Here is a 25,837-nt window from a genome sequence, read left to right as displayed (position 1 = left end):
TGCACATCAGGCCTGATGTTGCAGATGAATCAGCGGATAAGGCTTGCCCTGATCATCCACAGGCGAGCGCCCAATACGCTTGAAGCCCATTTTTTCGTAAAAGCCCACGGCTTGCCCATTCTGTTCATTCACATCGGTAGTCATGGTGGGATGCAGGCTCAAGCCATGCAGCACCAAAGCCTTGCCTACACCCGTTCCCCGGCTGTCCGGGTCCACAAACAAGGCCTGCATATGGCCTTCGTCGATCAGCATGAAAGCCAACGGGTAGTCAGCCTCGTCCACCGCCAACCACAAGCTGGCCTGAGGCAGAAAGCCACATACCAGTTCATCAATCTCCTGACGATCCTGAGCGGATAAAAAATCGTGCGTGGCATCAACGGCCTTGCGCCAGATTTCAACAACACGTTGCCCGTCCTCCGGGCGCGAATGGCGAATATTCATCATCTTTCCCTTTCAAGGGTTCATCTGGTTTTCAGCGGGAGGATCACCCCCGACAAAACAACCTGGAGTTACAGCAGACCTTGAGACTCAAAGATTTTCCGGTAAATATCCCGAACTACAGCCTGCTTTCTCTGGTTGTAGTCCCGCACATTATTGACCCCTTCTTTGGCCTGCGTCTTGGCATCCGCGTAGCGTTGCAAATCCTCGGGATGTGTACCCAACCAATCCCGAAACAAGATATGGCGAATATGCTCGGGGCAGTCCGAGCCGAACACATGCAGGTTCACGCGCGGCTCTTCCTGACGCAGCATACGGTGCTGATACCAGGAGCGTTCGCGTATGCTGAGCGCATAACCCAAGGCCTCCAAAGCAGGCACATAGTCCTCTTCCTGTTCCGGGTCCGCCACCAGCACATCAATATCAATGACAGGCTTGGCAGGCAGGCCGACCACAGCAGTCGAACCTACATGCGCAATGGTCAGGGCCTTGTTACCCAAAGCCCTCAGAATCTCCTGGCTCAAGCACTGATACAGCACAGGCCAGTTCGCATCGTAGGCCTGGACCTCGATCAGCTCTGCCTTGGGTTGACCTGCCACCCAGGGATTCTCATTGGGATCGCCATCCTCGAAGGTGGTGATTTGTTCCAGTGCCCGTACAGGCACGTTTTTGTTCTGATTATTCAAACAACTTCTCCTTGATACGAAGGACCTTGCCTTAGCCTTGTGAGCCGGGCAGATCCCCCTTATTGGCTGGGGCTATCGCCCACGCACTGACTTTGCCTGGCCTGCACTGCCCACCGAAATCGGCCGGGTTTCCAGAAAAAACAAATGCCGTAAATGTTGTTCGGCTTGCTCTGCACTCAAATCCGTCGAGTCCGTAAGTAACATATTGGCCAGACCGTCATACAAGGCGGACAGCCGTAGCGCGATGCCTTCAGGATCGGGCGCTTGCCACAGCCCTTGCTCGGCCCCTCGTCGCAGATAAGAGGCCAGTTGCTCCAGCATTCGACTGTGTACCCGTGTAATCACCACCGCCAGGGCGGCATCGGTTTTGGCCAGATCGGTGGCATCAAGCCACAAGAACCAGTAAATGCGATTGTTCTGCTCAAAGGCGGTGCTCAGGTAGCTTTCCATCAAGACCTGCGGCTCTTGCGAGCCTTGTGCTTCCTGATCCAGCAACTGGTCAAAAATCTGCCCCCAGGCCTCGGCCCGCAATTCGGACCAGCGAAAGTAATGGTTTAAAAGTCCACGGCCCACACCAGCCCGTTCGGTCACCATGCGAGTGGTGGCGGCACGTACCCCCACTTCCAGCAGGATCTCGACAGCGGCTTGTCGAATTCGTGTGGCACTGTCTTCTTTTTCACTCATCCCCTTCCCTCCCTATTGACACATTGAGCAAGCGCTCAATATTATGGCATTGAACAAGCGCTCAATCAATAAACATCCATGTCTTCAGCCACTCGCAACTCCTCCATCGACCTGATTCGCACCGCTGCCCTGATCGGCATTTGTGTAGTGAACCTGCCCTATCTGGCACTGACCGACAGTGACCCGACAGCCACGTCCCCCGCCTATGACCACATGGCGGCCTTCCTGATCGAATTTCTGTTTCAGGGCAAATTCTTTCTGCTGTTCTCGCTGATTTTTGGCTGGGGCATAGAAATCCAGGCACGTTCCGCTGAACGTGCTGGCGTCCCCCTGAGCAGTCGTTATTTCCGCCGCATGCTCGGCCTGGCCGTGCTGGGTTGCCTGCACGCGACGCTGGTTTTTACCGGCGACATCTTGCTGCTTTACTCCGTGCTGGGTGTGCTGATCTGGCCGCTGCACAAACTGGCTCCACGCGGGCTGATCAAGGTGGCCTTGTTAATGGTGCTGGTGGAAATTGTCAGTCTGGCACTGATCGCTTATTTGCTGGCGGATGCCGAAGACATGGCCCCGGTGTACTCACTGGGTGGCGCCTTCACCGAAGCAACACTGGCACGCATCAGCGAGTGGCCGGAGTCCTTTTTCTTCCTGTTTCTTTACCAGGGTCCGCTGGCCTTTGGAGCCATGTTGATGGGCTTGGCCGCGGCCAAAAGCAACTTTTTTGAAGCCCATAGCCCTGGACAACAACAGCTGGGCCGCGCCCTGCCCTGGCTCTTGCCACTGGCTCTGGCCATCAACCTCTTTAGCGCCAGCGTGTCCAACGAAGAGAATCTGATGGGCTTGATAGGCCTTTTCAGCATCGCAATCGGCGCGCCCTTGTTGTCCACGGTGTATCTGTACCTGCTGCTGCGTTGCGGACAATGGTTCAAGCTGCCCAATGTGCTGATTGAAGCGGGCCGCAATTCGCTTAGTGCTTATGTCAGCCAAGGTATTCTGGCTGGTCTGATTTTCAGCAGCTATGGCCTGGACCTGTTTGATTCCTTTGGCAATGCGGCATTGCTAGTCATCGCCATTGGCCTGGCTCTGCTGGCCATGAGCCTGACAGGTCTGATCGCCCAGCGCTGGGGACGAGGCCCCTTGGAGGCGGTGCTACGACGTATCACCTATGGGTCCAAGCGCAGCTGAACCGCCTCTTCTCTGAACATAAAACCTTAAATTCATATGAGCAAACACACCGTTTCCAAAGACGCCACCGTCTCTTTTCGTCGCATCAACTCGAAAATCATCTACGAGGTGTGCGAGCTCAGCGAGACCCTTTCTCCCGCACAGCGCAGCATGATTGCCGACAATGGCACTTCCATTGCAGAGGCTCACTTCTCCGAGAATGCCTGGTTCCGTGCCATCTACGCCGATGACACGATGGTGGGCTTTATCATGCTGCACATCGGTGCTGACCACGACGAAGGCATTCTGTATCCCGGTGCCTTTTTATGGCGTTTCATGATTGCCGCCCCCTTCCAAAATCTGGGTTTCGGGCGCAAAGCCATCGCGCTGCTGATCCATGATCTGAAGTATCAGGGCTACAAGGAAATTCGGTTGGGCTATAGCCGGGGCGAAGGCAGCCCAGAAGCGTTCTACACCAAACTGGGCTTTGAGCTGACAGGCGGCACCTATGGGGAACACGAGCTGGAAGCCGTGTTGAAGTTTGATTGATAAGCAAATGGGCAAGGGGCTGAGCGACGGCCTTCGCAAACCGCGTACAGCCCTTGTGCAAACCGAATCCCAATCGCCAACCAGGCTTAGCGCTGCTCGAACAAATCGGAAATAGCCGTACGCAGCCAACGCACGCCTTCATCCTGCCGACTGCGCTCATGCCAATGCACGCGCACATCAAAGCTGGGTAAAGCCAGCGGCGTAGGCACGATGCGCAAGGCGGCGGGGTCCTGAAAAGACAGCACCGCTACATTGGGCACGGTCAGCAAATAATTGCTGTTGACCAGAATCTGCTCGGCCGCCAAGTAATGCGGAATCGTCAGGCTGATATTGCGGCGCATATCCAGAGCGCGCAGGGCATTTTCCACCAGAGAATGCCCACTGCTGGTGGCATCAATCGCCAAATGATCTGCCGCCACAAAGGCGGTCAGATCCAGCTCGGTTTTAGCCAGTGGATGGCCTTTGCGCATGGCTGTCACATAGCGCTCGTGCCGAAATGCACGCGAATGCACCCGGCCTTTAATCATGGGCAAAGACCCAATCGCCACATCAATCTCACCCGAACTCAAGCCGCTTTCCAGCGCTTCCCAGCCCAGGTTCTTGATCACCAGACGAATACCCGGCGCATGTTTGGCCACAAAGTTGTTCAGACCGGGCAAAAAGACCAACTGGCCAATGTCCGTCATATGAACTTTAAAAACGCGCGTAGACTGAGCAGGATTGAAGCCCTGGGTCTGGGTCAGCGCAATGCCTACCTCTTCCAGCAAAGGTTGCAGCTTTTCGCGCAGCGCAATGGCGATCTGCGTGGGCGCGACGCCATAGCGCGCCCGAACAAACAAAGGGTCGCCCAAAGCCTGTCGCCAACGCTGCACCATCAAGGAAATAGCCGACTGGCTGATCCCGATGCGCAGCGCCGCCTGACTCAGATTCTGGCACTCACAGATCAGGCAGAAAGCATGCAGCTCGGCCAGCGTCCAGTTATATGTTTTGTAAATATCAGATAGCACGCTGACACCACCTCAAGTCGTTTTTTGCTCTCTATTATGTGTATTGGAAATAGTACAACGGCAAGATAAATTGCCACTACGTCCCAACAAAACTAGGAGGAAAGCCCCATGAGTAAAAATGAAATCACCTGGTCCAACGGTCAATGGAGCAGCACCAGCGCACCCCTGATTGGCGCGACGGACCATGCTTTCTGGATGGCCACCACTGTCTTTGATGGTGCCCGTTCTATTCAGGGCCATACTCCGGATCTGGACTTGCACTGTGAGCGCCTGAACCGTTCTGCCGTCACCCTGGGCATGGAGCCGGTGATGACGCCCCAGCAAACTGTAGACCTGGTGCACGAAGGCCTGAAAAAGCTGTCCCACACCACGGATTACTACATCAAGCTGCTGTATTTCGCGCCCGGCGGTTTCATCCAGCCCGATCCAGCCACCAGCCAGTTAGCCATTCATATTTTTGAATCCCCCATGCCGGACGACAGCGGCTTTAGCGCCACTTTCAGTGAATTCCTGCGCCCGGACCCCTCCATGGCACCTACCGATGCCAAGGCTTCCTGCCTGTACCCCAATACCCAGCGCATCTTGCGCGAGGCCAGTGCACGCGGTTTTGACAACGCCATCGTGCTGGACTCCAAAGGCAAGATCGCCGAATTTGCTGTTGCCAATCTGTGGATTGTGCGGGACGGCGTAGTGCTGACACCCGAGCTGAACGGCACCTTTCTGAACGGCATTACCCGCCGACGTGTCATGCAACTGCTGCGTGACGATGGCATTGAAGTGCGTGAAGCCAGCCTGACACCACAAGACGTGCTGGATGCGGACGAAGTCTTCAGTACCGGCAACTACGGCAAGGTTCTGCACTGCAATCGCATTGACGATCGCCATTACGCGCGCGGCCCGATTGAAACCCGTGCCCACGAGCTGTACATGGCCTACACCGAACGCAACTGATTCACGGATATCTCGCCATGCCCGCTTACCTGATCGCCCGCGTACACGTCCATGACCCAGACTCCTACGCCAACTACACGGCGCTGAGTCCCGCCATCATCAAGGCTCACGGGGGCCGTTTTCTGGCCCGCAGCCAAGCGCCCATCACTCTGGAAGGTCCTGCCGACACACGCCGCACCGTGGTGGTGGAATTTCCTGATGTGGCCCAGGCCCAGGCCTTTTACGAGTCGGCCCAATACCAGGCCGCCAAAGCCATCCGTGAACCCGCCTCCGAGGCTGAGTTCATTGTGGTGCCGGGTTTTGAAGCGTAAGAAATAGCCGCGTTCTCTATAAGAACTGGTTTCGATGCCACTCTGCATCTTTTGGCAGGGAATCCGTGGCTCAGAAAAACGGCTCATGTATGAGCCGTTTTTTTCTGCCTCACACTTAAGGAGAAGCTGCGCTATTGTCCTGCGCCAAGTCTGGCGCTGGGCCAATTTCCTGCTGCGCTTGCGCCTGCTTCATCTGATTCAGCAGGCTATGCAGCATCTCTGTCGACAAGCCGTGCAACACCAGTCGGTAGCCTGCTCGCAAGGTCGACATGGGCACCAGAGGGTGGCCATTGTTCACCAGAATCAGATGCTCGGGCGCCTGCAAAATCTTGGCGGCATAAATCCCGATCGTCTCGTCCAGTTGCAAGGAATTGGCCGCACGCCAGAAGTCGTTATCGGTCAGCAGCAGTTGGTACAAGGGCGTGAACAGTTCAATGGCACTTTGCAGGTCCATCTTGTTCAGCGGGCCTTGCGGCATATCGTCCAGCGCCAGGGGCACGGGTTGAATCATGGAGAAGTCCACCCGCTCCGGCGGGCCGATTTCCTGATTATTGTCCCGCAAGGTCTGATTCAGTCGGATCACGAAATTGAACAGATTCAAATCGTGCTTCACAAAGGTGTGATCGCGCAATTCGTCGATGTTCATGGGCGTCAGCGGCGTGGTCGGCACCTTGGTGGGCGAGTTGGCAGCAATAAAGGCCAGCACCTGTGAACCCAGATGGAAGTGACGCAGAATCAGCCAGTTGGCCTGGGGCGAGACAAAACGCTTCAAGCCCCACACCAGAATGCGGTGCAACAGGCCCGAGTGCGACCATTTGCGCGGCAAAAAGGTTTTAACGACCTGAATCAGCACAATCATCAAGCGTGCCAGTGGCCGCAAGAACGGCAGCAAATACTGGCGTGACGAAGAGCTGGAATCGGCCAGCCAGGCCTGCTTCACTTCATCAGGCAGGGGCGTGCTGCGATCCAGATACAGGGCCCGCCAGGGGTTGGGATCCTGCGGGTCATGCGGCTTGCTTAAAAAATCCGGGATTTGATCCATGACTTAAAACTCTTTCGCGTATTGGAACTGCATCAGGTACAGGGCGGCGGTACGACGTGCGGTTTCAATAATAATCTGCTCGGCGCGACCTGTTTCATCGCAATCCAGAGCCAGCTCCACCGCCACCAGCCAACGGGCCAGGTGATGCTCGTCGTTCATGCCGTGATAGTGCAGGAAACGGTACATATTCGGTTCCAGCGACAGCGAGGATTTCAGCAGAGGCAACAAGGCGGGCACAATGCGCTGGCCGGTGCCTTCAATAATATAAATCGCACCCAGCAAGCCAATCGGGTCCTGACTGGCCGCCAGGGCATGCAGGTAGGAGTTCAGGGCCTGACCGCCGGGATTACGGCTCAGTTGCTCGATCTCGGTCGCAGTGCCGCCCGCATGTTGATAATCCTCGAACAGAATTTTGAAGTCGTCCTGTTCTTCGCCCGCATGCAGACGAATCAGCTCGGCCAGCGGTGCGTAGGCGGGCGACAGGGAGTCGCAGGCTTCGCGCATCCACTTGGCCCCTTCGCGTACTTGGGGAATCCAGTCTGCCATCCACTTTTGATAGTCCTGTATGCGAATCGAGCCATCGTGCAGGCTGCGCAACAAGGGAGTGCGCCACACCTGGGAGCGATAGTCGTGCCAGATGGGAGCCAATTGCGTCAGCAGATCGCGCAAGCCTTGCGGGGCCGTGGCGGGGTCATGCGGGGGAGCAATATCTACCTGATCGGAGGACGCAGCGACCGATTGCTTGGCAGACGGGTAGGACACGGCGGGAGCCGGCGCATCGCAGGCTTCCACTTCCAGCAGCATGTAGGCCGTCATGAAGCGGCCCGACTCGGGCACGTAGCACAGGATCTGCTCGCCCGGCGTCAAGGTCCGGTCGCGCATGAACTCGGCCAGCATGATCAGGATGGAGGCTGCGCCCGTATTGCCGCGCCAACGCAGATTGCTGTACCAACGTTCGGCAGGAATGCCCAGACCTGCCTGTTCCAGCAGATCGGCCACCACGGGGATGAATTTTTCGGACGAGTAATGGCACAGGAAATGACTGATGCGCTCCGGGTCTACCCAACCATCACGCACCAGTTTCACGTACTCATGAATGCCGATGTCGAACAAATGCGGCAGCAGGCGAATGTCCTGGCGCAAGGACAAGGCACCGGCCTGCTCGGCGTCGGCCCAGGAATCGTAATCCAAATGGCTACGCGTGGAGTCGCGTGCGGCACCTAGCTGCATGCAAACAGGGTAGTCACCGGAGAAGGATTTCTGATGAATCCAGCGCAGGCGCAAACGCACACCGGGCTGGGTGGTGGGCAGCACCTGATCCTGATGGCTGAGCAAAGCCGCACCCGCGCCATCGGACAGCATCCAGCGCAGGAAGTGCGCATCAAAGTCCGCTTGATAATCCTGCGAGGCAAAGCGCGAGCGGCGGAACAGGCGCGAAGGCATTTCACTGGCCACGGCCATGCCATGACGATGCGCCCCCAGCTCGATGCCTTGGGCAACTGTCTGCAAAGCCGTGACACCCGCGGCGCAAATCCCGTGTACGGAATGCACTTCCAGCGGGGGAGCCGCCAGTTCACCCTGAATCGCGTTGGCAAAACCGGGCATCAGCAAATCGCCACCCGACGAGCCGCTGGCCAGCAGGCCAATATCGGCCATACCCAGCCCCGCCTGCTCCAGGCAACTGCGGATGGCATTGGCGGCCATGGCCGTATTGCTCCAGCGCGTGCTGCCATCTTCACCAATGGCGTAGTAACGCTGCTGAATACCGTTTTCGGCCAGAATGCGCTGCTTGATGCGCCCCGAAATACGATTCAAGGGGGCAATAAAGTTATCCATGGTGGTGTTATCGACCGGCTCGCCGGGCATAAACCACTGGGCCTGATGGATAACAACGTGCTCAAAGGCCACGGGCATAGAAATACTCCTGATTACACGGAATCACGCCGACGCTCCGTCTGGCCCACGGCGTTCAAGGATTGACTGCGGTAGCGGGGCACAAACAGGCCCAGCACAAAAACACGCAGCATATAAGGCACCAGCCCCCCTTCGTTCAAGGCGTCCGGGGTGCGGGCTCGGTATTCGGTATCGTGCAGCCGTGTCAGCTCGGACCAGTGCGCACGTGAATGTTCATGGTGGGCCACATGCAGGCCGATATTAAAGAGCAAGGGATTGACCAGGCCCTCGAAGTTACGGGCATAGGCCAGTTGCTCGCCATGCCGGCCTTCATGGCTGCCATCGGCATGAGCATGTTGCAGATAATTCGTGGTCAGCAGCCAGTGCAAGCCATGCAGCTGCGGCAGGATGACGTACAAAAAGCCTTTCATCGGGTCCAGCGCCAGGGCCAGGCCCCAGCTTCCCAACCACACGCCGTATTGCGCCATGCAATAGGCCCAGACACCCGGCCAATGGCGGCGCAGACTGCCCAGCCAACCAAAAATCGTGGGGTACAGCGCAGGCACGGCCTCAAAGGGGTGCATCAGCCAGCCCAGCGTGTCGTTGGTGTCGCCCCGCCAGAAACGGTAGGTGCGGGCCACATCTTTTTCGCCATGTTTGTAGCGATGGTGATTGCGCCCATGCGCAGGCCAGAACACGCAAGCGGGGTGGCCTTGCACCAGCGTCAGCCAGAAATCCGTCAAGCGATTGGGAAGACGGCCGCGCCACATGCGCAGATGATGATGGTTGTGGTTGATGACGCCTATGCCCAGCGTCAGAAACAGCAGCAAGCCGTACAGAATCCAGGAGAAACCACCCCGCCACAGCGCGACCACCAGCACCGGGTAGGCAATCAGATACAGCAGGCTTTGCCAATCGCGCGGCTTACGCAAACGCCACGCAGCGCTCATCCCCGCGCCTCCTCGGGGCGATCGGGCAGGCGGGTGCCAAACAGGCGGTCCATAAAGCTGAATTGAAAACCGTAATTACCGTTGTATTGCGCGTGATGGCGCTGGTGACGACGGCTGGCCGCCAGCCAATGGCGGCTGGAGACATTGGGGAAAAAGTCGTAATTGGAGTGGCCGATACTATTGAAAAACAGGCTGAACAAGGGCACGGACAAAAGCGACCAGAAGCTGAAATCATGCACGACCATGGGCAGCAAGATCACATTGCCCAGCATGATCGACTCCAGAGGGTGAAAGCTGTAGGTGGAAAATGGCGTCACCACCACGGAAGAATGATGCGGGCCGTGGTAACGGCGCAGCCAGCGGGTATGCAAGAGACGATGATTGATCCAGAAATGCACGTCGTTCCAGATCACCAGAGCCAGAATTTCCAGAGCAATGCGGGTCGCGCTGGCATTGGGCGTCAGATGCGCCCAACCTAGCTGCAAGAAGCCCCAGGGGAAAATCATGCCTGTGCCAAAAATCAGAATGGCCGTGCCCGATTGCTTCAATTCCCGGCGCAACTGACCAGGGCGCAGCGGGCGCGTGTCCAGGGGGCGTCCCCAACCCAAGGCGGGTAAAAGCCAATGTGTCAGCGCCAAGGTGCCCAGTGCAAACAGCACGTAAATGCCGCCGAAGAACAATAAGCCCACGCCCATTACCTGCCAGACGCTCAAGGCCTGAAAAGCCTGCCCCATTCCACTCTCTACGTAACAAAGTGCGCTAATGCTAGCGCGGTCAGGGAGATTACGTTTGTTAATTTGGTTACTAATTGCTCACATTCGTCCAGCCCGCCAAAGCAATACAGTTTTGCAATAGCGGGGGCTAATCATAGCGGGATTTCGCCCCTATCCTTGAAAGCATGCGTTTTTCAATCGGAACCCATGCCATGAAAAAGGTCGCCAGCATCCTCAGTCCATGCCCCTCTCTGGCGGGTGACGATGGCCTGGCGGCGCGTACTTTGTTCAGCCATCAGGATCACGCGGATCAACACAGCCCCTTTCTGCGTTTAAATTACGCCGCCCCCACCCACTACCCGGCCCGCAGCCGTCGACACAAGGTGCATGGCTCCCCGCAGCGCGGTTTTGAAACCGTCACACTGGTGTATCAGGGCGAACTGGAGTATCGCGATTCCACCGGCCATAGCGCCATTCTGGGTCCGGGCGATGTGCAATGGCTCAGCGCGGCCTCCGGCCTGCTGTACAAGGCCAGCCATTCCGAACCCTTCGCCCGCCAGGGCGGTACGTGGGAGATGGTGCAGCTATGGGTCAACCTGCCAGCCTGTGCGAAAACCCTGCCCCCCAGCCAGCAATTTCTGCCCAGCGTAGACATTCCCGTCCTGGCCCTGCCCGATCAGGCAGGACAGATACGAGTGATTGCCGGTCAGTACCTGGAACAGCCCGGCGCGGCCCGACATCACAGCCCGCTCCTCTTGTGGGACATAGAGATCAAGGCCGGGCATCAAGCCTGTTTTCAAGTGCCCGAGGGCTGGAACACCAGCTTGCTGGTGCTGGACGGCGAGGTACAGGTGAACCAGCAAACACGGGTCCGCCCCGCCCAGGTTGTGTTGCTGAGCCTGGAAGGCCAGAGCATCAGACTGAATGCCCAAAGCGACGCCCACCTGCTTTTACTGGGCGGCGAGCCCATTGATGAGCCTGTCCTGGCCTACGGCTCTTTTGTGATGAATACACAACAGGAAATTACCCAGGCAATTGCCGATTTTGATCAGGGCCGGTTTGGCTGTCTGGGCTGAACATTCCCTCTGCGATTTCAAGGTCGCCACACGCCCCGATGGCAGGCCCTGCCACCCGGCCCTCCTCATCCATCATCACCGCACACTTGCATTGAGCCAGCCCGCATACGATATACTGAACCGTCATCGACTTCCCTTAGACACTATGAGACGCTGGTTCGTCGTCGTCTTGCTTCTTATCCTTCCCCTGCAGGCTTACAGCTCCCACTACCACGCAACCGTGCAAGGTGGTCAATCCGCGTTGTTCGTTCAACACGAAGCCAATGCGACCGAGCCTGCACAGCAACGTGTCCTATCGGGGAATCATCCCTTGCAGCAGCTCAGCGCCATTCTGGCGCACACGCCCATGCAACAGTATGCCGATCACGCGGATACCCCCTTGCCCTGCCCGGTTCAGTCTTTCTGGCTGCATGCCTGGCCCTCGGCGTGTCCGCCCTATTCCCTGCCAGCAATTTGCTGCGAATTTGCCCCGGAGCACCGCCCGCCCCGCGTCTGACCCCTGACGCTTTGCGGCGCCCTGTCTCTTTGCTTTTTTGCACTTATTTATCTGTCTAACAGGACAACATCATGGAATGGCTACTCGATCCCAGCATCTGGGTCGGCTTATTAACTCTGGTGGTGCTGGAGATTGTTCTCGGCATCGACAACCTGATCTTTATCGCGATTCTGGCCGATAAACTTCCCCCACATCAGCGCGACCGTGCTCGTCTGATCGGCCTGTCTCTGGCGCTGATCATGCGCCTGGGTCTGCTTACCATCGTCTCCTGGCTGGTCACCCTGACCACGCCGCTGTTCTCCATTGGCCCGCTTAGTTTCTCCGGGCGCGACCTGATCCTGCTGCTGGGTGGTCTGTTCCTGCTGTTCAAGGCCACCAGCGAACTGCATGAACGTCTGGAAGGCGGCAGCCACCACGCCAGCACCAACAAGGCTTACGCCAGCTTCGGTGTGGTCGTGGCGCAAATTGTGGTGCTCGATGCCGTGTTCTCCCTGGATGCGGTGATTACCGCCGTGGGTATGGTGGACGAACTGCCCGTCATGATGACGGCCGTTATCATCTCCATCGGTTTGATGATCTGGGCCTCCAAGCCACTGACCACCTTCGTGAACAACCACCCCACCGTGGTGGTGCTGTGCCTGAGCTTCTTGCTGATGATTGGTCTGACGCTGACTGCCGAAGGCCTGGGCTTCAAGATTCCCAAGGGCTATCTGTACGCGGCCATTGGCTTCTCCATCCTGATCGAGTTCTTCAACCAGATTGCCCGCCGCAGCCTGCAACGCTCGCAGTCACGCCGTCCTTTGCGTGACCGTACCGCTGAAGCCGTGCTGCGCATGCTGAGCAACCGCAAGAATGAAGACAAGGACGACGGCGGCAGCGATGGCCAGCTGGAACTGGACGAGCAGGCTTTCCGCACCGAAGAACGCAATATGGTCAGCGGCGTGCTCAGCCTGGCAGAACGCCCTATCCGCTCTCTAATGACCCCTCGTCAGGAAATTACCTGGCTCAATATTGAGGACTCCGCCGACACCCTGCGCCAGCAATTGCGCTCTACCCCGCACAGCTTCTTGCCTGTGTGTCAGGGCGATCTGGATCAGGTGGTGGGTGTGGCCCGCGCCAAGGACTTGCTGGCCGATCTGGACGAATATCCGCAAGTAAAACTGTGGCCGGATCTGCGTGAGCCCATCATCGTGCACGAGCACACCGATGTACTCAGCGCGATTGCCATGCTGAAGCAGTCCAATGGCCAGTTCGTGCTGGTAACCGACGAATACGGCGCAATTGAAGGCCTGCTAACCCCCATCGACATTCTGGAAGCCATTGCCGGCGAGTTCCCCGACGAGGACGAACAACCCGCCATTCAGCAAATTGGCCCCAATCTGTGGCAGGTAGATGGCAGCATAGACTTGCTCTTGCTGGCCCAGGCGGTGGAAGCGGACGATCTGCTCCTGAAAGACAGCAGCTTTAATTCCGTGGCCGGTTTCTTGCTGGAGCGTCTGGACTCTTTGCCCAAAGTGGGCACGGTTGTTGAAGCAGACGGCTTGCGCTTCGAGATTACCGAAGTCAGCCAGCGCCGTATTGCGACGGTACACGTCAGCCGCTTGCAGGCACCGGAGCTGACACAAGAGTAAAAAAAGGCCCGCTGCAAAGCGGGCCTTTTTCAATCAGGCACGGCTCAAAAGAGCAATTCCACCGGGCAGGCGCATCACATCCACGCCATAGAGCTGCTGCAAAATATCCAGCGCTTCGGACAGGCTATCCAGGCTGACCGCAAAACTGACCAGCACATGGCCCAAGGAGCCGTCCCGCAAAATCAGATGTCCCGCCCAATAGCGGTTCAACTCAGCCAGCACTTGAGACAAGGGCTGTTCGTGGAAAACCAGTTGGCGCTGACGCCAGGACGGGAAATCCTCCGCCGCGACCGTCTGCACCGAGCTGATTGCATGGCGTCCATACACCAGCTGCTCACCCGCCGCCAGCCGGTATCCCTGTCCACCAAAATCCACCTGGGCACTGCCGGACAAACAGGTCACCTGGGTCTTGCCATCCAGATAGCGAATATTGGTACGGCCATTAAAGGTCTGAATGGAGCCAGCACCGGCAAACACCGTACACACCGAGGCCGAGCGCTCGGACTGACGCACTTCCACTTCACCATCCAGCAGGGCCACGATCCGGCCCAGATGCGGGTCGTCACTGACATTCAGGCGACTGCGTGTATTCATATCCAGCCAGACATGGTCCAGCAACTGCACGCGCCGCTGCTCACCCGCACCCGTGCGGTAGTCGGCACGCAAATCAGCCAGCGAGGGCCATAACTGCATGGGGGGTTTGGCGACCAGGTACAGACCGCCGCCCACCAGCAAACCGCCCAGCAAGGCACGGCGCAAAGGCTGGTGACCGCGTTTTTTCATCAACTTGGCTTCGCGCAGCCAATCTTCACGATCTTGGGGCATGGCATCCCACATTTCGCGCGCGTGCGCAAAAGCGGATGCGTGAGAAGGACTGCGCCCACACCAGCGGCGCAGTTCCCGAGCCTGACGAGAGGTCAGCGAGGACGTTTTCAGGCGGCTGACCCAGGCTCGTGCCTCCTTGTGCAAGGTGTCTTCATCCAGATTCAAGGCATTGGCAGGGTTCATCAACAATCAATTCAAAAAGCACTACACAGGGACTGACAATCGCAATCCAAAACGTTTTATCTATCCGTTTAAACAGATAAAAGCTGAAATTCAAAAGCAAACATAAATTGTCGGAAACTGCAGGCCCTATCGTCAAGCCATAGCCCGTCATAAAGGGTAAAGACGGGCCTTAACAGCACTGCATCAACTGCTGGCGCAGCCAGACATGGGCCGGGTCCGCCTGGCGACGGCTATGCCAGACTTGCTGAAACAAAACCGAGGGAATGGGCAAGGGAGGCTGGAAAAACACCAGCTCGGCCTGCTCGCGCAAATGCTCGGCACTACGGCTGGATACCGTCAAAATCAGGTCCGTGCCTGCCAGGACCTGGGCCGCAGCACTCCAGTGCGGCAAGGACAGGGCAATCTGCCGTTTAAGACCGAGCCGATTCAGGACATTATCGACCTCGCTTTCCCCTCCCGGACGCATGGCCAGCAGCACATGCGGACGCTGCAACCACTCTTCCAGAGCAGGCACTTCCCCACCGCGTAGACTGGCCCGATCCGCAATACAGATCAGGTGTTCCTCAAACAAGGTCTGCGCCTGCAGGTTGGCCGGAATTTCCGAGAACACGCTCAAGGCCAGATCAATCTCACCATCACGCAGTTGGCCTTGCATGGCTTCCCGGCTGGCCTGGCTAACCGCCAGCCGAATACCCGGTGCATCACGACGCAGGCGGCGCATCAACGGTGGCAAGACGATTTGCGCGCCGTAATCCGACATGGCCAAGCGAAATTCACGCTCTTCACTGGCCGGGTCAAAGCCACCCGCATCCAGCAGGCCATTTAACTGCTGCAATGCCTGTTCCAGAGGGCGCTGCAATTGCAAGGCCAGCGCGGTCAGTTCCAGCCGGGAGCCACGGCGTATCAACAAGGGATCGTTGAACACCTGCCGCAAATGCGCCAAGGCGTGGCTCACGGCAGGCTGGCTTTTATGCAAGCGTTGGGCAGCCCGCGTCACATGCTGTTCGGTCAACAAGGCATGCAGGCTCAGCATCAAATTCAGGTCTATACGGCGCAGTTCATCCATAGAACGAATAATGACTGTGCACACTATTAATTTCAATAAGAATCGCGAATAGTGCAAGATAGAGCTTTGATTCTTATGGAGATGCGCTCATGCCCGGTACCGCTTTGTTCAGTATGTTGGTGGCTGTCTTTGCTGGATCAGCCGTGCCGTTTCAAGCCGCCAGCAATGCCGTTCTGGGTAAAGTCCTGGGGCATCCGCTATGGGCCACGCTGGTCTCGCTCTGTATCAGTGCAGCCCTGGTGTTGCCCACAATCTGGCTGATGCGCGCCCCCGCTCCCCTGACTGCACAACTGGCGCACGCCCCCTGGTGGGTATGGACGGGCGGGATTGGCGGCGTCATTTACATCAGCGCCGCCCTGATTCTGACGCCACGCATGGGCGCCGCCAGCTTTATTGTCTGTGTGGTGGCCGGGCAAATGCTCAGCTCCATGCTGATCGACCACTACGGTTTGATGGGCCTGACCCCGCGCCCTGTGCATATGGGACGCATAGTGGGCGTGCTGCTGATTTTGGCCGGCATGGGCCTGGTGCAATGGTTTACGCCTTCGGTGCCTGCTGCGGCTGAAAACAAAAGCGCCACTGCAGATCACAGTGGCGCTCTGGAAAGCAATCCAAGCGTGGCTCAAAGCGCAGGCGCTGAAAGCAGCACCCGCTCTTGATAAGGCTTAGGCGGACGCCTTGGTAGATTTGGAGCGGAACTGGCTGCACCACCAGAACCCGGCCGACAAGGCAGCCGCCGACAACATGCCCAGGGCCAGCAACAAGCCGCTATCGAACAGCAGCGGAGCCACCACACCGGACACGGTGGCAAACAAGAGCATTTGCCAGGCACTTTGTACCGAAGAGGCCAGGCCGCGCATGGTGGGGAAGGTGCCCAAGGTCACCACCGTCATGCCCGGCAAGGCCATGGACATGCCAAAGGCGTACACAAAAATCGGCATCACGGCCCAAGGCACTTCAGCCTGGAACAGCAGGTTGTACACGGTGTTGAACGTCGCTCCAGCCAGCATGATGGACAGGCCCAGACGAATCATGCGTGCCGGGGCCAGCTTCTCGGCAAAGCGGGCATTCAGGATAGAACCGCCCAACATACCGCCAATAAAGGGCAGGAACAGCCAGGCAAAGGCGGTTTCTGTCAGGCCCAGCACACCAATCACAAAGCTGGCAGCGGACGAAATGTACAAGGCAAAACCACCAAACGCACAGGCAATTGCGGAGATGGCCAGCACAAAGCGGCCATTGCTCAAGGCGCGTGCGTAATTGGCCAGAATCACCCACAGCTTCAAAGGCTGGCGCGAGGCCACGGGCAAGGTTTCAGGCAGTTGCCGCCAGCACAGCGCAATCAGGCCGACGCTCAGCACCGTCAGCATCCAGAACACAGAACGCCAACCCGAATAGCTGCTTAAATAGCCTCCCATTACCGGAGCGAGCGCGGGCGCCAAACTGAACACCATGGTGATGTGGGCAAACAAGCGCTGGGCCTGCACCCCTTGCACACAGTCGCGCGCCAGGGCCTGACCGACGACCCGCCCTGCACCAGCCGAACAGCCCTGGATCAAACGAAAGAACAACAGCCAGGAAAAGCTGGGGGCCAGCGCCGAGCCCACGGACCCGATCAGGAACAGGATCAGGGAGGCCAGAATCACGGGACGCCGCCCGAAACTGTCGGACAACATGCCCCAGAACAGGCTCATGAAGGCAAAGCCAAACAGATACAGACTTAAGGTCTGCTGAACCATTGACTGGTCAACGGAAAATTCAACACCGATACGGTGAAATGACGGCAGATAGGCATCGGTAGCAAAAGGCCCCAGCATCGCCAACGCCGCCAACACCAAGGTCAGCTTGCGGTAATTCATAGATAGCTTTGGAAAACAGGGAGGGCGCCAGAATCGGCGCAGGGATAGGGGCATGGTACCCCTTAACCGGACCGTACGGACACGTCCGCACAGGGCATAGTGTATCAAACGATATAAAGCGGATCGAGCCAGCCTGTTTCCGTGCAGGCCGGTCCGGTAACCACTTGTCTGAAAAAAGGATCAGCGTCTGCCCGGCGACGGCGTCCCAAAAGCCTCGCGGCTGGTCTGCCCGAAACCGCTTTGATGCAGCAGACTGCGCTCAATAAAGCGGCTGACCTGAGAGCGCACTTCCGGCAACCACGGGCCCTGGTCAAACACTTGCGGGAACTTCATGCTGAACCAGGCGTAGAGGCTGATCTGCTTGCTCAGCAATTCCGCGTCTTCCAGGCGGGAGGGACTGGCGGATTTCAACCAGGACGGTGCCGGTGGCAAGGCCATGGGGCGTTGTGCCACATAGGCCGACAGGCAACGCTTGAAGTAATCCAGCTCCGTATCTTTATCCACGGACACCGGCGCACACGCAAAGGTGAACTTCTCGCGCAGGTCCAGCTTGGGAGCCAGACGGTCTACACAAAAGCCCAGCTCGATAGCGTCTTTCAAACCCGCTGTCTGGAACAAGGGGCTGTCGGAAGCCACTTTCTGCGCAAAGTACTGGAGCACCGCGCCAATATTGTTGTTATCCAATAAAGACGCCAGTGCCTGCACGTGCTCGGGGCTGGGTGCAATGGGCAAGCGCAAATCCACGCTGGGGGCGTCGCTCTGCAATTGGGCACGGACATGGTTCAAGTCCTGCTTGTCCATCGCCCCCACATAGCCTTTGGGGTACAGACCGTAGCGGCCTGCCCGTCCGGCGATCTGGCGCACTTCGGTGGCGTTCAGGGCGCGCATGGAGCGGCCGTCGAACTTGTGAACGGTAGAGAACAGGACGCGGCGTATCGGCAGATTCAAACCCATGCCAATCGCATCGGTGGCGACCAACACATCGGCCTCGCCTTGGGAAAAACGTTCGGACTCGGTACGACGCACTTCGGGAGCCAGCGCGCCGTAAATCGTGGCGACTTTCCAGCCCTGGGCGCGATAGCGAGCACTGAGCGTCAGTACATCCTTACGGGTGAAGGCCACCACCGCATCGCCTTTGGAGACGCCCTGGGCTTCACGTTGACGGTCTTTGCGACCACGCCACGGCGCTTCCTGGCGCCCTTGCTTGCCCGTCGCACGCGGCGGGTCCACCGGATAAGGCATGACCTCCAGCGGGGTTTTGCGTTCGGTAAACTCCAGCTCCATGGTCTCTTCCATGGAGCGCACCAGACGCTCGCAAGGACGCAAGACCGAGGCATCACCACAGACAAACAGAGTACGGGCCGGAACACCGACCAAGGCCGCCGTCCAGGCCCAGCCGCGCTGCTCGTCTTGCAGCATTTGAATCTCGTCCAGGACAGCCACGCGCACTTCCATCGTGGGGTCCATCATCTCGACCGTGCAGGCGGTGTGCTGGGCACCGGGCACCATCACGCGCTCTTCGCCCGTCACCAGATTGCAGGGGATACCGGCATTCATCAGACGGTCACGCACTTCCATGGCCAGCAGTCGCAGCGGTGCCAGATACACACCGGATCGCGCTTCCATCAGAGCTTCCAGAGCTTCGTGCGTCTTGCCCGAGTTGGTCGGCCCCAAGCGGAATACCAGATGGCGGCGGATACCACGGGCCAGACTGAACATTTCCGGGAAGTCGCCCAGACGCATCAAGTCCTGAGCGCGCTGCTGCTCTACACTTTCCAGAATGCGGCGCACCGGGCCATTCAGCAGGCGTTTTTCAAAATCCCCGGCCTCGATTTCCTTTTGCTCGATGCCCTCTTCCAGAGCCATGCGCAAGGCTTTGGCCAATTCCAGAAAGGACGAGCCATCAATCAGAGGGCGCTGGGTTTGCAAAAACGCATCCAGCGAATCTTCCAGACGCTGGGACAAACGGTTTTGAGCCGCCGTGTTGAACAAGACCGTGACACGGGCGGGCAATCGGTCCAGCTCCGAGCCGGTACGTGGCAACGGCACGGCGGCCTGCATACGCACATTGGCGCGCCAGTGCTGACGTTCACCCGCTACGGGCACATTCACTGCAAGCCACAAATCCTTGTGCCACCACAGGCGCAGTGGATCTTCCGGGTCAATTTCGTAATCGCACTCTTCTTGCTTCTTGATCTGGTTCAGCACTTGTTGCTGACGCCATTGCGTACGGGCACGGTCGGCGGCTCGCTGGTACTGCGCACGTTCACGATTGCTCAAGGTGCTGGCATGTTGCTCGCGCCATTGTTCAATCTGGTTCTGATCAATCGCCACCAATAAATCCGGGTGATGGGCAACGCGATCACGTCCCCCAGCGGCTCCACCACGCACTTCCAGCTTGGTACTGGGCAAACGGCGATCAGCCAGCCACAGCTCGTATTCCTGCCGGGTAATACCCAGCAAGGCCATGGTTTCTTCCGACCCTATGCACTCCTGCTCCCAGGCCCAGCGCTGCTGGCGTTGCTCGCGCTGACGTTCCTGACGTTGTGCCTGGGCCTGCAACAAAAACTCCTGCTGCTCAGCATCCAGTTTGAATTCCTGGGTTAATACAGCGGCGCTGGCATTGCGGCCATACACCGTCATGAACCAATGAGCAGGCTCACCGGCTTGCAGGCCCTCAAAGGCCTCCAGGGTGATGCGCTGCGGTTCGCAACCCTGCTCTTTCAGCCAGGCTGTCAAACGCTCCTGGGCTTGATCGAACTTGCGCTGCTTGTCGTTTTGTTCTTTTTGGCGCGCTTGTTCGCGTTCTTTTTGGGCCTGCTCCCAGCGCTGGGCACGTTGATCACGGTCACGCTGCTCGGCCTGCAACTGCCATAGGTAGGTTTGGGCCAGGGGCAAGGATTGCCAGGCCTGCACCAAAGCCTGCAAGCGCGGAGCGCGCTCGGCTTCGGGCCAGTTCTCGCTTAAAGGCAAGGACTGGGAGGCAATCGCTCCGGCCAATTGACCACGCTGTTCAAGCAGTTGCTCGCGCAGGACTTCATAAATATCCGCTTCCAGCTTGTCTGCGCTCATTTGATACAGCAGGCGCAGGGTCCGAATCACGACCTCGGGCACACCTTGGGACTCCAGGCGCTGGTCCGCATCCTTCAAGCCCAGCTCAGCCGCAATGATCTGATTGAAAAAGGCAGCGTCCTGCGGCAAGCGCCAGGCTTTCAGCCATACGCGCCGTATGCCTGCCCGGTCCTGAAAACGTGCTTTCTTGGCGACCTGACGAGCCACACCTTCCAGACGCGGATAATCCAGCCATTGGGGATGGAGCAGCAAGCCCGCTTGAGTGGGGACGGGAGAATCGGAAACAGACGAAGCGCGACGCGCAGCCATAGGGCGGGGACCTGAAAATACGGGAAGAAGAGAACGAGAAGGGCAGAAAAGCCGGTTCAAGCAAGCATGAGCAGCATTATACGGGTCTGCTCCGGGACGTTCAGAGGATACAGGCAATCACCGTGCTGCACGTCTTTGTGGGCAAGAAGACACAGGCCTAATCAGCCAGCCATTCCAGACAAGCTTGCGGCAAGGCGGCCAAACCGGACTGACTGTGATTACAGCCCGGCACGATGCGAAAACGCGGCTCACCACCTTGTTGCTGCGCCAAAGCCTGCGCCAGTTCGCGGGTGCCATCCACCATGCGGCGCTCTTGCAAACGCAGACGACGCAGCTCGCGCTTGTCCTCAGGCATGGCTTCTTCTGCCGGGCCCAGGCTTTGCTCGAACTCGCCAACGGAGAACTGTACGGGCATCGTCAAGGCAGCTTTAGGCAAGGGTTGAGCCAGCAATCGAGCCAGATAGCCCTCTCCCCACCAGACCGAAGGGCTGGACACTACCAGCGCATCGAACAATTCCGGCTGCTGATACAGCAGTTGCAAGGCAAACAGGCCACCCAGGGAATGGCCACAGAGCAGACGCCGCTGCGCATTCAAGGGCGCTTGAGCATAAGCCCAGGGCAAGAACACGTCCTGCATCATGGCCAGAAAATCCGGCGCATGGCCCGCTTCCCCATTCAGCGCGGGCGTGAAGTCCTGATCGCGCCAGACCTCCCCGCCATAACCTATCCCCAGCACGGCACAGGCTTGTGGAGCCTGCTTTTCACAGGTGGCCTGCACCGCTTCAAATTGCGGTAGATCAAGCACACACAGCAATGGCCAACCATCTACAGGCGCTGGCGCGTCCGGCCAGGCCAAAGTCAGACGATACTGTCGGCCCAATGGGGAAAGAAAATCCAAATGTTCAAGCTGCATAAAAGAATCGCGGTAAGGGCGCCAAAGCCCGGCTGATGAACTATACTTTCTTTCTATGTAAACGGTTATCATTCAGACACTTAATGTCCACATCTGCTGTTCCGGCCCCTGCGCTGGCCGACTATCAACACATCCTCAGACGTCGCTGGCTCCTGGTTGGAGCCCTGGTTCTTGTGATTCTGGCCTCGATTGTGGCCGATTTCATGTTGGGGCCCTCGGGTCTTAGCCTGGGAGAACTGAGCCACGCACTGTTCAACCCGGAACAGTCCGACCCGACCACGCGCGTCATCGTCTGGGAAATCCGCCTGCCTTATGCCTTGATGGCCATGGCCATTGGTTTGGCGCTGGGCCTGTCCGGCGCGGAAATGCAGACCATCCTGAATAACCCGCTGGCCAGTCCCTTTACCTTGGGGATTTCCTCGGCAGCGGCTTTTGGCGCATCCCTGGCCATTGTGCTGGACCTGTCGATTCCCGGCATTCCGCAAGCCTGGACCATTGCCGCCAACGCCTTCATTTTTGCGCTGCTGTCCGCCTTGCTGCTGGACGCAGTCGCCCGCTGGGGCGCCATGAGCACCGCCAATCTGGTGCTGTTTGGTATTGCGCTGGTGTTCTCCTTTAACGCACTGGTTTCGCTGGTGCAGTTTGTGGCCAGCGCCGAAGCCCTGCAAGGGCTGGTGTTCTGGACCATGGGCAGCCTGTCGCGCTCCTCCTGGGGCAAGGTCGGCATCATGCTGGCGGTGTTTGCGCTGATTCTGCCGCTGTCCCTGCGCGATACCTGGAAACTGACCGCCCTGCGTCTGGGTGAAGACCGAGCCACCAGCTTTGGTATCAATGTCTCACGCCTGCGTCTGGTGTCCCTGCTGCGTATCAGCTTGCTGGCAGCGCTGGCCGTGTCCTTTGTGGGCACCATCGGCTTTGTGGGCCTGATTGCACCGCATATCGCACGCCGTCTGTTTGGTGAAGATCACCGTTTCTACCTGCCCGGCAGTGCGCTGGTCGGTGGCGTGATTCTGTCGCTGGCCTCGATTGCCTCGAAAAACATTGTGCCCGGCATTATTATTCCGGTCGGCATTGTCACCTCGCTGGTGGGTGTGCCCTTCTTCCTGGGCGTTGTGCTGCGACGCCAAATAAAGTGAACCATGCTTGAAGTCCACGATCTGAGCCTGTCTTACGGCAAACGCGAAATCCTGTCCAAGCTGACCATCGAGCCTTTGCAGCCCGGTCAGCTGGTGGCTTTGCTGGGCCCCAATGGCAGCGGCAAATCCACCCTGCTCAAGTCCCTGGCGGGGCTGCTCAAGCCCACCACCGGCAAGATCCTGCTGGACGGCCAGGAACTGAGCGGCGTCAGCTTCGAGCAGCGCGCCCAAAAAGTGGTGTACCTGCCCCAGTCCCTGCCCGCCTCGGTCCACCTGCGTGTGTTTGAATCCGTACTGGTAGCGGCCAATGCCTCGGCCCCCGGCGGCCATGCCCGCGATGTGGATCACGACCACATCATGCACATTCTGCAGCGTCTGGGCATTGCGCACTTGTCCATGCATTATCTGGATCAGCTCTCGGGTGGCCAGAAGCAATTAGTGGGCCTGGCACAGGCCTTGATCCGCAAGCCGACCTTGCTGCTGCTGGACGAACCCTTGTCTGCTCTGGACCTGAACTACCAATTCCACGTGATGGATTTGCTGGCCCAGGAAACCCACGACAATAATCTGATCACCCTGATCGTGCTGCATGATCTGAACGTGGCCCTGCGCCACAGCGACTATGCGCTGATGATCGAAGGCGGTGGTCTGCTGGCACAAGGCGAGCCTTCCAAGGTAATTACCCCCAACTCGCTGGCCCAGGCCTATGGTGTCCGTGCCCGCGTGGAAAGCTGCTCGCAAGGCACCTTGCAAATCATTATCGACGGGCTGCAAGAGCCTGTGCTGTGACCTCGGAGAACCCATGAACATCCTGCGCCACCTGCTGTTGTCGCTGACCTTGCTCTTGCCTTTGGGCGTGCAGGCCCAGCCCATCGAAGTTACCGATGCCATGGGTCGTACCGTTACCCTGCCCGGCCCGGCCAAGCGCGTTGTGCTGACCCAGGCACGCCACTTCCAGGTGCTGGCTCTGGTCCACCCGGAACCAGCCACCCTGATTGCAGGCTGGTCAGACGAGTTCAAGACCTCCTTTTCCAACGAATACAACACCTATCTGAAGCGCTACCCGCAACTGGCCAATATTCCTGTTGTGGGTCGCCATACCGCGGATACCTTCTCGGTCGAACAGGCCCTGGCCCTGCGCCCGGATCTGGTGGTGCTGACGGCTGCCTTTGCCGGCCTGACACCCGGTCAGGACACACGCGATTCGGCACTGATCCAGCGTCTGACCGCCGCCAAAGTGCCCGTCATCGTGATCGACTTCTTTGTAAATCCACTGGAAAACACCGTGCCCAGCCTGCGCGCATTGGGTTACGCCGTGGGTGAGAAAGAACGCACCGACGAATTCATTCAGTTCTACGAAGAACACATGCAAGGCGTGGCCCAGCGACTGGCCGATCTCCCCAAGGAAGATCACCCGCCTGTGTTCGTGCACGCCCATGCAGGCAGCACGGACTGCTGCAACTCTCCCGGTGCAGGCACCTTTAACGACATGATCAGCTATGCAGGCGGCCACAATATTGGCGCGGATGTCCTGAAAAGCTCCACCGGCAAGCTGAACTTTGAGTACATCCACTCCCGCGCTCCTGTGGTCTATGTGGCCACGGGCACAGGCGCAGGCAAGCGCACCACCTCCGGTGGATTGGCCATTGGCACAGGCGTCAGCGAAGAACAGGCCCGTAAAAGCTTACAGGCCATTATCGATGGCAACCGTCTGCAAGCCTTGCCAGCCGTGCGCAGCGGCAATAGCCACGGCATCTGGCACGCCTTCAACGATTCGCCTTTGCACATGATTTTCATTGAGGCCTTGGCAACCTGGATTCACCCGGATCGTTTTGAAGGGGTCTCGGCCTTGAAAACGCTGGAAGAGGTGAACCAGCGCTTTCTGACCGTACCCATGGAAGGCACCTACATGATTGATCTGAAGCCCGCCCCCTAAGCCTTCATGTCTCGTCTGCTTCCACTGGAACTGCCGCCTGCAGGCGGCCATCCCCATCACGTCTTGCTGCGCCTGCCGGACGAAAAGCCTGCACAAGGCCCCCTGCCTTTGCTGTGCCTGCTCGATGGTCAGTGGACCTTGCCCTTGCTGGAAGAAAGCGGTCACCCCGCCTTGCAGCACTGTGCGATTCTGTCGCTGGGCTACCAGGGCGAGCGCGATCAGATCACTCGGTATCGCGCCCTGGACTACACCCCGCCCGGCCCGGACGGTGGTTTATGGGAAGACCCGCGCGTTCCCCAATGGCAAGCGGGTGGCGCGCCCGCCATGATCGAACAAGTGCGCATGGCGCTGGCCTTGGCCCAAAGAATGGAGCCCGCACTGACCCGTTCGCGCATCAGCCTGTACGGCCATTCCTACGCCGGTCTGTTCGTGCTGTATGCCCTTAGCCAGCACAGTCTGCCCATCCAGCACTACCTGTGCGCCAGCCCTTCTTTGTGGTGGCGCGATCCCCTGATCTGGACCTTGCTGGAGCAGTTGGGCAAGCCGGTGCAGGTGGATATTCTGGCCGGTGCCTCCGAGGCCTGGTATCCGCTTAGCGCTCAGGCAGCGGGACCGGAAGGACGCAAAAATGGCGTGCCTACCCTGCCCGCCATGCAAAAACTGCAAGCGCAATTGCAAGCTCAAGGCATGCAGGCAAACTTGCATGTTCTGCCCGGAGCCGGTCACGGCCATGTTCTGGCCCAAGCCACCCTGCGGGCGCTGGAACTGGCCTGCGGCGCGGCTTAGCCGCATTTTCTCTGCGCGCATCCTGCGCCTTTTCAGCCCCTATCCAAGTTTTCCCGCCCTAGGGTAACTCCCCCCATTCCTCCTCTTGTTTTAGGCCTCAACATCTTTTAGTCTGTATTTATATGCAAGTGCATAGAAATCAAAAAAAGAGATTGGAGACGAAT

The 25,837-nt window shown here is 58.4% G+C and carries 25 protein-coding genes; 12 read left to right on the top strand and 13 right to left on the bottom strand.

Going from position 1 to position 25,837, the window contains the following annotated elements:
• Positions 1–6 precede the first annotated feature (6 nt).
• The 3 genes from DUD43_RS01695 to DUD43_RS01685 all read right to left on the bottom strand — a co-directional run bounded on the left by DUD43_RS01695 (position 7) and on the right by DUD43_RS01685 (position 1,808).
• Complete coding sequence (locus tag DUD43_RS01695; protein WP_153228882.1) at positions 7–444, bottom strand: acetyltransferase; 438 nt, start codon at positions 442–444, stop codon at positions 7–9.
• A gap of 65 nt (positions 445–509) precedes the next feature.
• Positions 510–1,124 carry a GrpB family protein gene (locus DUD43_RS01690; RefSeq protein ID WP_153228881.1) on the bottom strand — a complete coding sequence of 205 codons (615 nt, stop codon included), beginning with the start codon at positions 1,122–1,124 and terminating at the stop codon, positions 510–512.
• Positions 1,125–1,196: 72 nt separating this feature from the next.
• Positions 1,197–1,808 carry a TetR/AcrR family transcriptional regulator gene (locus DUD43_RS01685; protein WP_153228880.1) on the bottom strand — a complete coding sequence of 204 codons (612 nt, stop codon included), beginning with the start codon at positions 1,806–1,808 and terminating at the stop codon, positions 1,197–1,199.
• 78 nt (positions 1,809–1,886) lie between these two features.
• Here DUD43_RS01685 and DUD43_RS01680 point away from each other — a divergent pair, with 78 nt between their 5' ends.
• Both DUD43_RS01680 and DUD43_RS01675 read left to right on the top strand, forming a co-directional pair.
• A complete protein-coding gene (locus DUD43_RS01680) occupies positions 1,887–2,990 on the top strand; it encodes a DUF418 domain-containing protein (protein ID WP_153228879.1) in 1,104 nt (367 codons plus the stop codon).
• A gap of 36 nt (positions 2,991–3,026) precedes the next feature.
• The gene (locus DUD43_RS01675; protein WP_153228878.1) at positions 3,027–3,518 is read left to right on the top strand and encodes a GNAT family N-acetyltransferase; all 492 of its coding nucleotides are present in this window, start codon (positions 3,027–3,029) and stop codon (positions 3,516–3,518) included.
• Positions 3,519–3,604: 86 nt separating this feature from the next.
• On the opposite strand, the gene DUD43_RS01670 is transcribed toward DUD43_RS01675, so the two are convergent.
• The gene (locus tag DUD43_RS01670; RefSeq protein WP_153228877.1) at positions 3,605–4,525 is read right to left on the bottom strand and encodes a LysR family transcriptional regulator; all 921 of its coding nucleotides are present in this window, start codon (positions 4,523–4,525) and stop codon (positions 3,605–3,607) included.
• Positions 4,526–4,633: 108 nt separating this feature from the next.
• Between DUD43_RS01670 and DUD43_RS01665 the strand changes: the two genes are divergently transcribed.
• Positions 4,634–5,476: a branched-chain amino acid aminotransferase gene (locus DUD43_RS01665; RefSeq protein ID WP_153228876.1), complete on the top strand. Its 843-nt coding sequence runs from the start codon at positions 4,634–4,636 to the stop codon at positions 5,474–5,476.
• Between the two features lie 17 nt (positions 5,477–5,493).
• Positions 5,494–5,787 carry a DUF1330 domain-containing protein gene (locus tag DUD43_RS01660; protein WP_153228875.1) on the top strand — a complete coding sequence of 98 codons (294 nt, stop codon included), beginning with the start codon at positions 5,494–5,496 and terminating at the stop codon, positions 5,785–5,787.
• 115 nt (positions 5,788–5,902) lie between these two features.
• Here the strand turns inward: DUD43_RS01660 and DUD43_RS19080 are convergent, their stop codons facing one another.
• The 4 genes from DUD43_RS19080 to DUD43_RS01635 are packed head-to-tail and all read right to left on the bottom strand — an operon-like array spanning position 5,903 to position 10,406.
• Positions 5,903–6,829, bottom strand: coding sequence for a DUF6999 family protein (locus tag DUD43_RS19080; protein WP_194273429.1), 927 nt, complete (start codon positions 6,827–6,829; stop codon positions 5,903–5,905).
• A 3-nt stretch (positions 6,830–6,832) separates the two neighbouring features.
• On the bottom strand, positions 6,833–8,743 hold the full coding sequence (locus DUD43_RS01645; RefSeq protein ID WP_153228872.1) for a beta-ketoacyl-ACP synthase III: 1,911 nt from the start codon (positions 8,741–8,743) through the stop codon (positions 6,833–6,835).
• Between the two features lie 14 nt (positions 8,744–8,757).
• Positions 8,758–9,672: a fatty acid desaturase gene (locus DUD43_RS01640; RefSeq protein ID WP_153228871.1), complete on the bottom strand. Its 915-nt coding sequence runs from the start codon at positions 9,670–9,672 to the stop codon at positions 8,758–8,760.
• Positions 9,669–10,406, bottom strand: coding sequence for a sterol desaturase family protein (locus DUD43_RS01635; protein ID WP_153228870.1), 738 nt, complete (start codon positions 10,404–10,406; stop codon positions 9,669–9,671). Before DUD43_RS01635 ends, DUD43_RS01640 begins: the two co-directional genes overlap by 4 nt.
• 191 nt (positions 10,407–10,597) lie before the next feature.
• Here DUD43_RS01635 and DUD43_RS01630 point away from each other — a divergent pair, with 191 nt between their 5' ends.
• The 3 genes from DUD43_RS01630 to DUD43_RS01620 all read left to right on the top strand — a co-directional run bounded on the left by DUD43_RS01630 (position 10,598) and on the right by DUD43_RS01620 (position 13,588).
• The gene (locus DUD43_RS01630; RefSeq protein WP_153228869.1) at positions 10,598–11,461 is read left to right on the top strand and encodes a pirin family protein; all 864 of its coding nucleotides are present in this window, start codon (positions 10,598–10,600) and stop codon (positions 11,459–11,461) included.
• 145 nt (positions 11,462–11,606) lie between these two features.
• Positions 11,607–11,957: a hypothetical protein gene (locus DUD43_RS01625; RefSeq protein WP_153228868.1), complete on the top strand. Its 351-nt coding sequence runs from the start codon at positions 11,607–11,609 to the stop codon at positions 11,955–11,957.
• Positions 11,958–12,028: 71 nt separating this feature from the next.
• Positions 12,029–13,588: a TerC family protein gene (locus DUD43_RS01620; RefSeq protein WP_153228867.1), complete on the top strand. Its 1,560-nt coding sequence runs from the start codon at positions 12,029–12,031 to the stop codon at positions 13,586–13,588.
• Between the two features lie 33 nt (positions 13,589–13,621).
• Here DUD43_RS01620 and DUD43_RS01615 read toward each other — a convergent pair whose 3' ends face one another.
• The gene (locus DUD43_RS01615) at positions 13,622–14,596 is read right to left on the bottom strand and encodes a FecR family protein (protein ID WP_153228866.1); all 975 of its coding nucleotides are present in this window, start codon (positions 14,594–14,596) and stop codon (positions 13,622–13,624) included.
• Positions 14,597–14,765: 169 nt separating this feature from the next.
• On the bottom strand, positions 14,766–15,662 hold the full coding sequence (locus DUD43_RS01610) for a LysR family transcriptional regulator (RefSeq protein ID WP_153231509.1): 897 nt from the start codon (positions 15,660–15,662) through the stop codon (positions 14,766–14,768).
• A gap of 89 nt (positions 15,663–15,751) precedes the next feature.
• Between DUD43_RS01610 and DUD43_RS01605 the strand changes: the two genes are divergently transcribed.
• Complete coding sequence (locus DUD43_RS01605; protein ID WP_153228865.1) at positions 15,752–16,321, top strand: DMT family transporter; 570 nt, start codon at positions 15,752–15,754, stop codon at positions 16,319–16,321.
• 6 nt (positions 16,322–16,327) lie between these two features.
• On the opposite strand, the gene DUD43_RS01600 is transcribed toward DUD43_RS01605, so the two are convergent.
• The 3 genes from DUD43_RS01600 to DUD43_RS01590 form a co-directional block, all read right to left on the bottom strand.
• Complete coding sequence (locus DUD43_RS01600) at positions 16,328–17,521, bottom strand: multidrug effflux MFS transporter (protein ID WP_153228864.1); 1,194 nt, start codon at positions 17,519–17,521, stop codon at positions 16,328–16,330.
• A gap of 180 nt (positions 17,522–17,701) precedes the next feature.
• Positions 17,702–20,902, bottom strand: a complete 3,201-nt coding sequence (locus DUD43_RS19160; protein ID WP_228125870.1) for a helicase-related protein — start codon at positions 20,900–20,902, stop codon at positions 17,702–17,704.
• Positions 20,903–21,059: 157 nt separating this feature from the next.
• Positions 21,060–21,800, bottom strand: coding sequence for an alpha/beta hydrolase (locus DUD43_RS01590; protein ID WP_228125869.1), 741 nt, complete (start codon positions 21,798–21,800; stop codon positions 21,060–21,062).
• A 98-nt stretch (positions 21,801–21,898) separates the two neighbouring features.
• Between DUD43_RS01590 and DUD43_RS01585 the strand changes: the two genes are divergently transcribed.
• Genes DUD43_RS01585 through DUD43_RS01570 form a run of 4 tightly spaced genes read left to right on the top strand, consistent with a single transcriptional unit; the run spans position 21,899 to position 25,673 of the window.
• Complete coding sequence (locus DUD43_RS01585; protein WP_153228862.1) at positions 21,899–22,951, top strand: FecCD family ABC transporter permease; 1,053 nt, start codon at positions 21,899–21,901, stop codon at positions 22,949–22,951.
• 3 nt (positions 22,952–22,954) lie between these two features.
• Complete coding sequence (locus DUD43_RS01580) at positions 22,955–23,740, top strand: ABC transporter ATP-binding protein (protein ID WP_153228861.1); 786 nt, start codon at positions 22,955–22,957, stop codon at positions 23,738–23,740.
• A 13-nt stretch (positions 23,741–23,753) separates the two neighbouring features.
• Complete coding sequence (locus tag DUD43_RS01575; RefSeq protein ID WP_153228860.1) at positions 23,754–24,887, top strand: ABC transporter substrate-binding protein; 1,134 nt, start codon at positions 23,754–23,756, stop codon at positions 24,885–24,887.
• 6 nt (positions 24,888–24,893) lie between these two features.
• Entirely contained in the window at positions 24,894–25,673 is a 780-nt protein-coding gene (locus tag DUD43_RS01570; protein ID WP_153228859.1) for an alpha/beta hydrolase, read from the top strand.
• Positions 25,674–25,837 lie beyond the last annotated feature (164 nt).

The organism is Alcaligenes faecalis, from assembly GCF_009497775.1.
GTDB lineage: Bacteria > Pseudomonadota > Gammaproteobacteria > Burkholderiales > Burkholderiaceae_B > Alcaligenes > Alcaligenes faecalis_D.
This window is presented reverse-complemented; position numbering and strand designations above follow the sequence as displayed.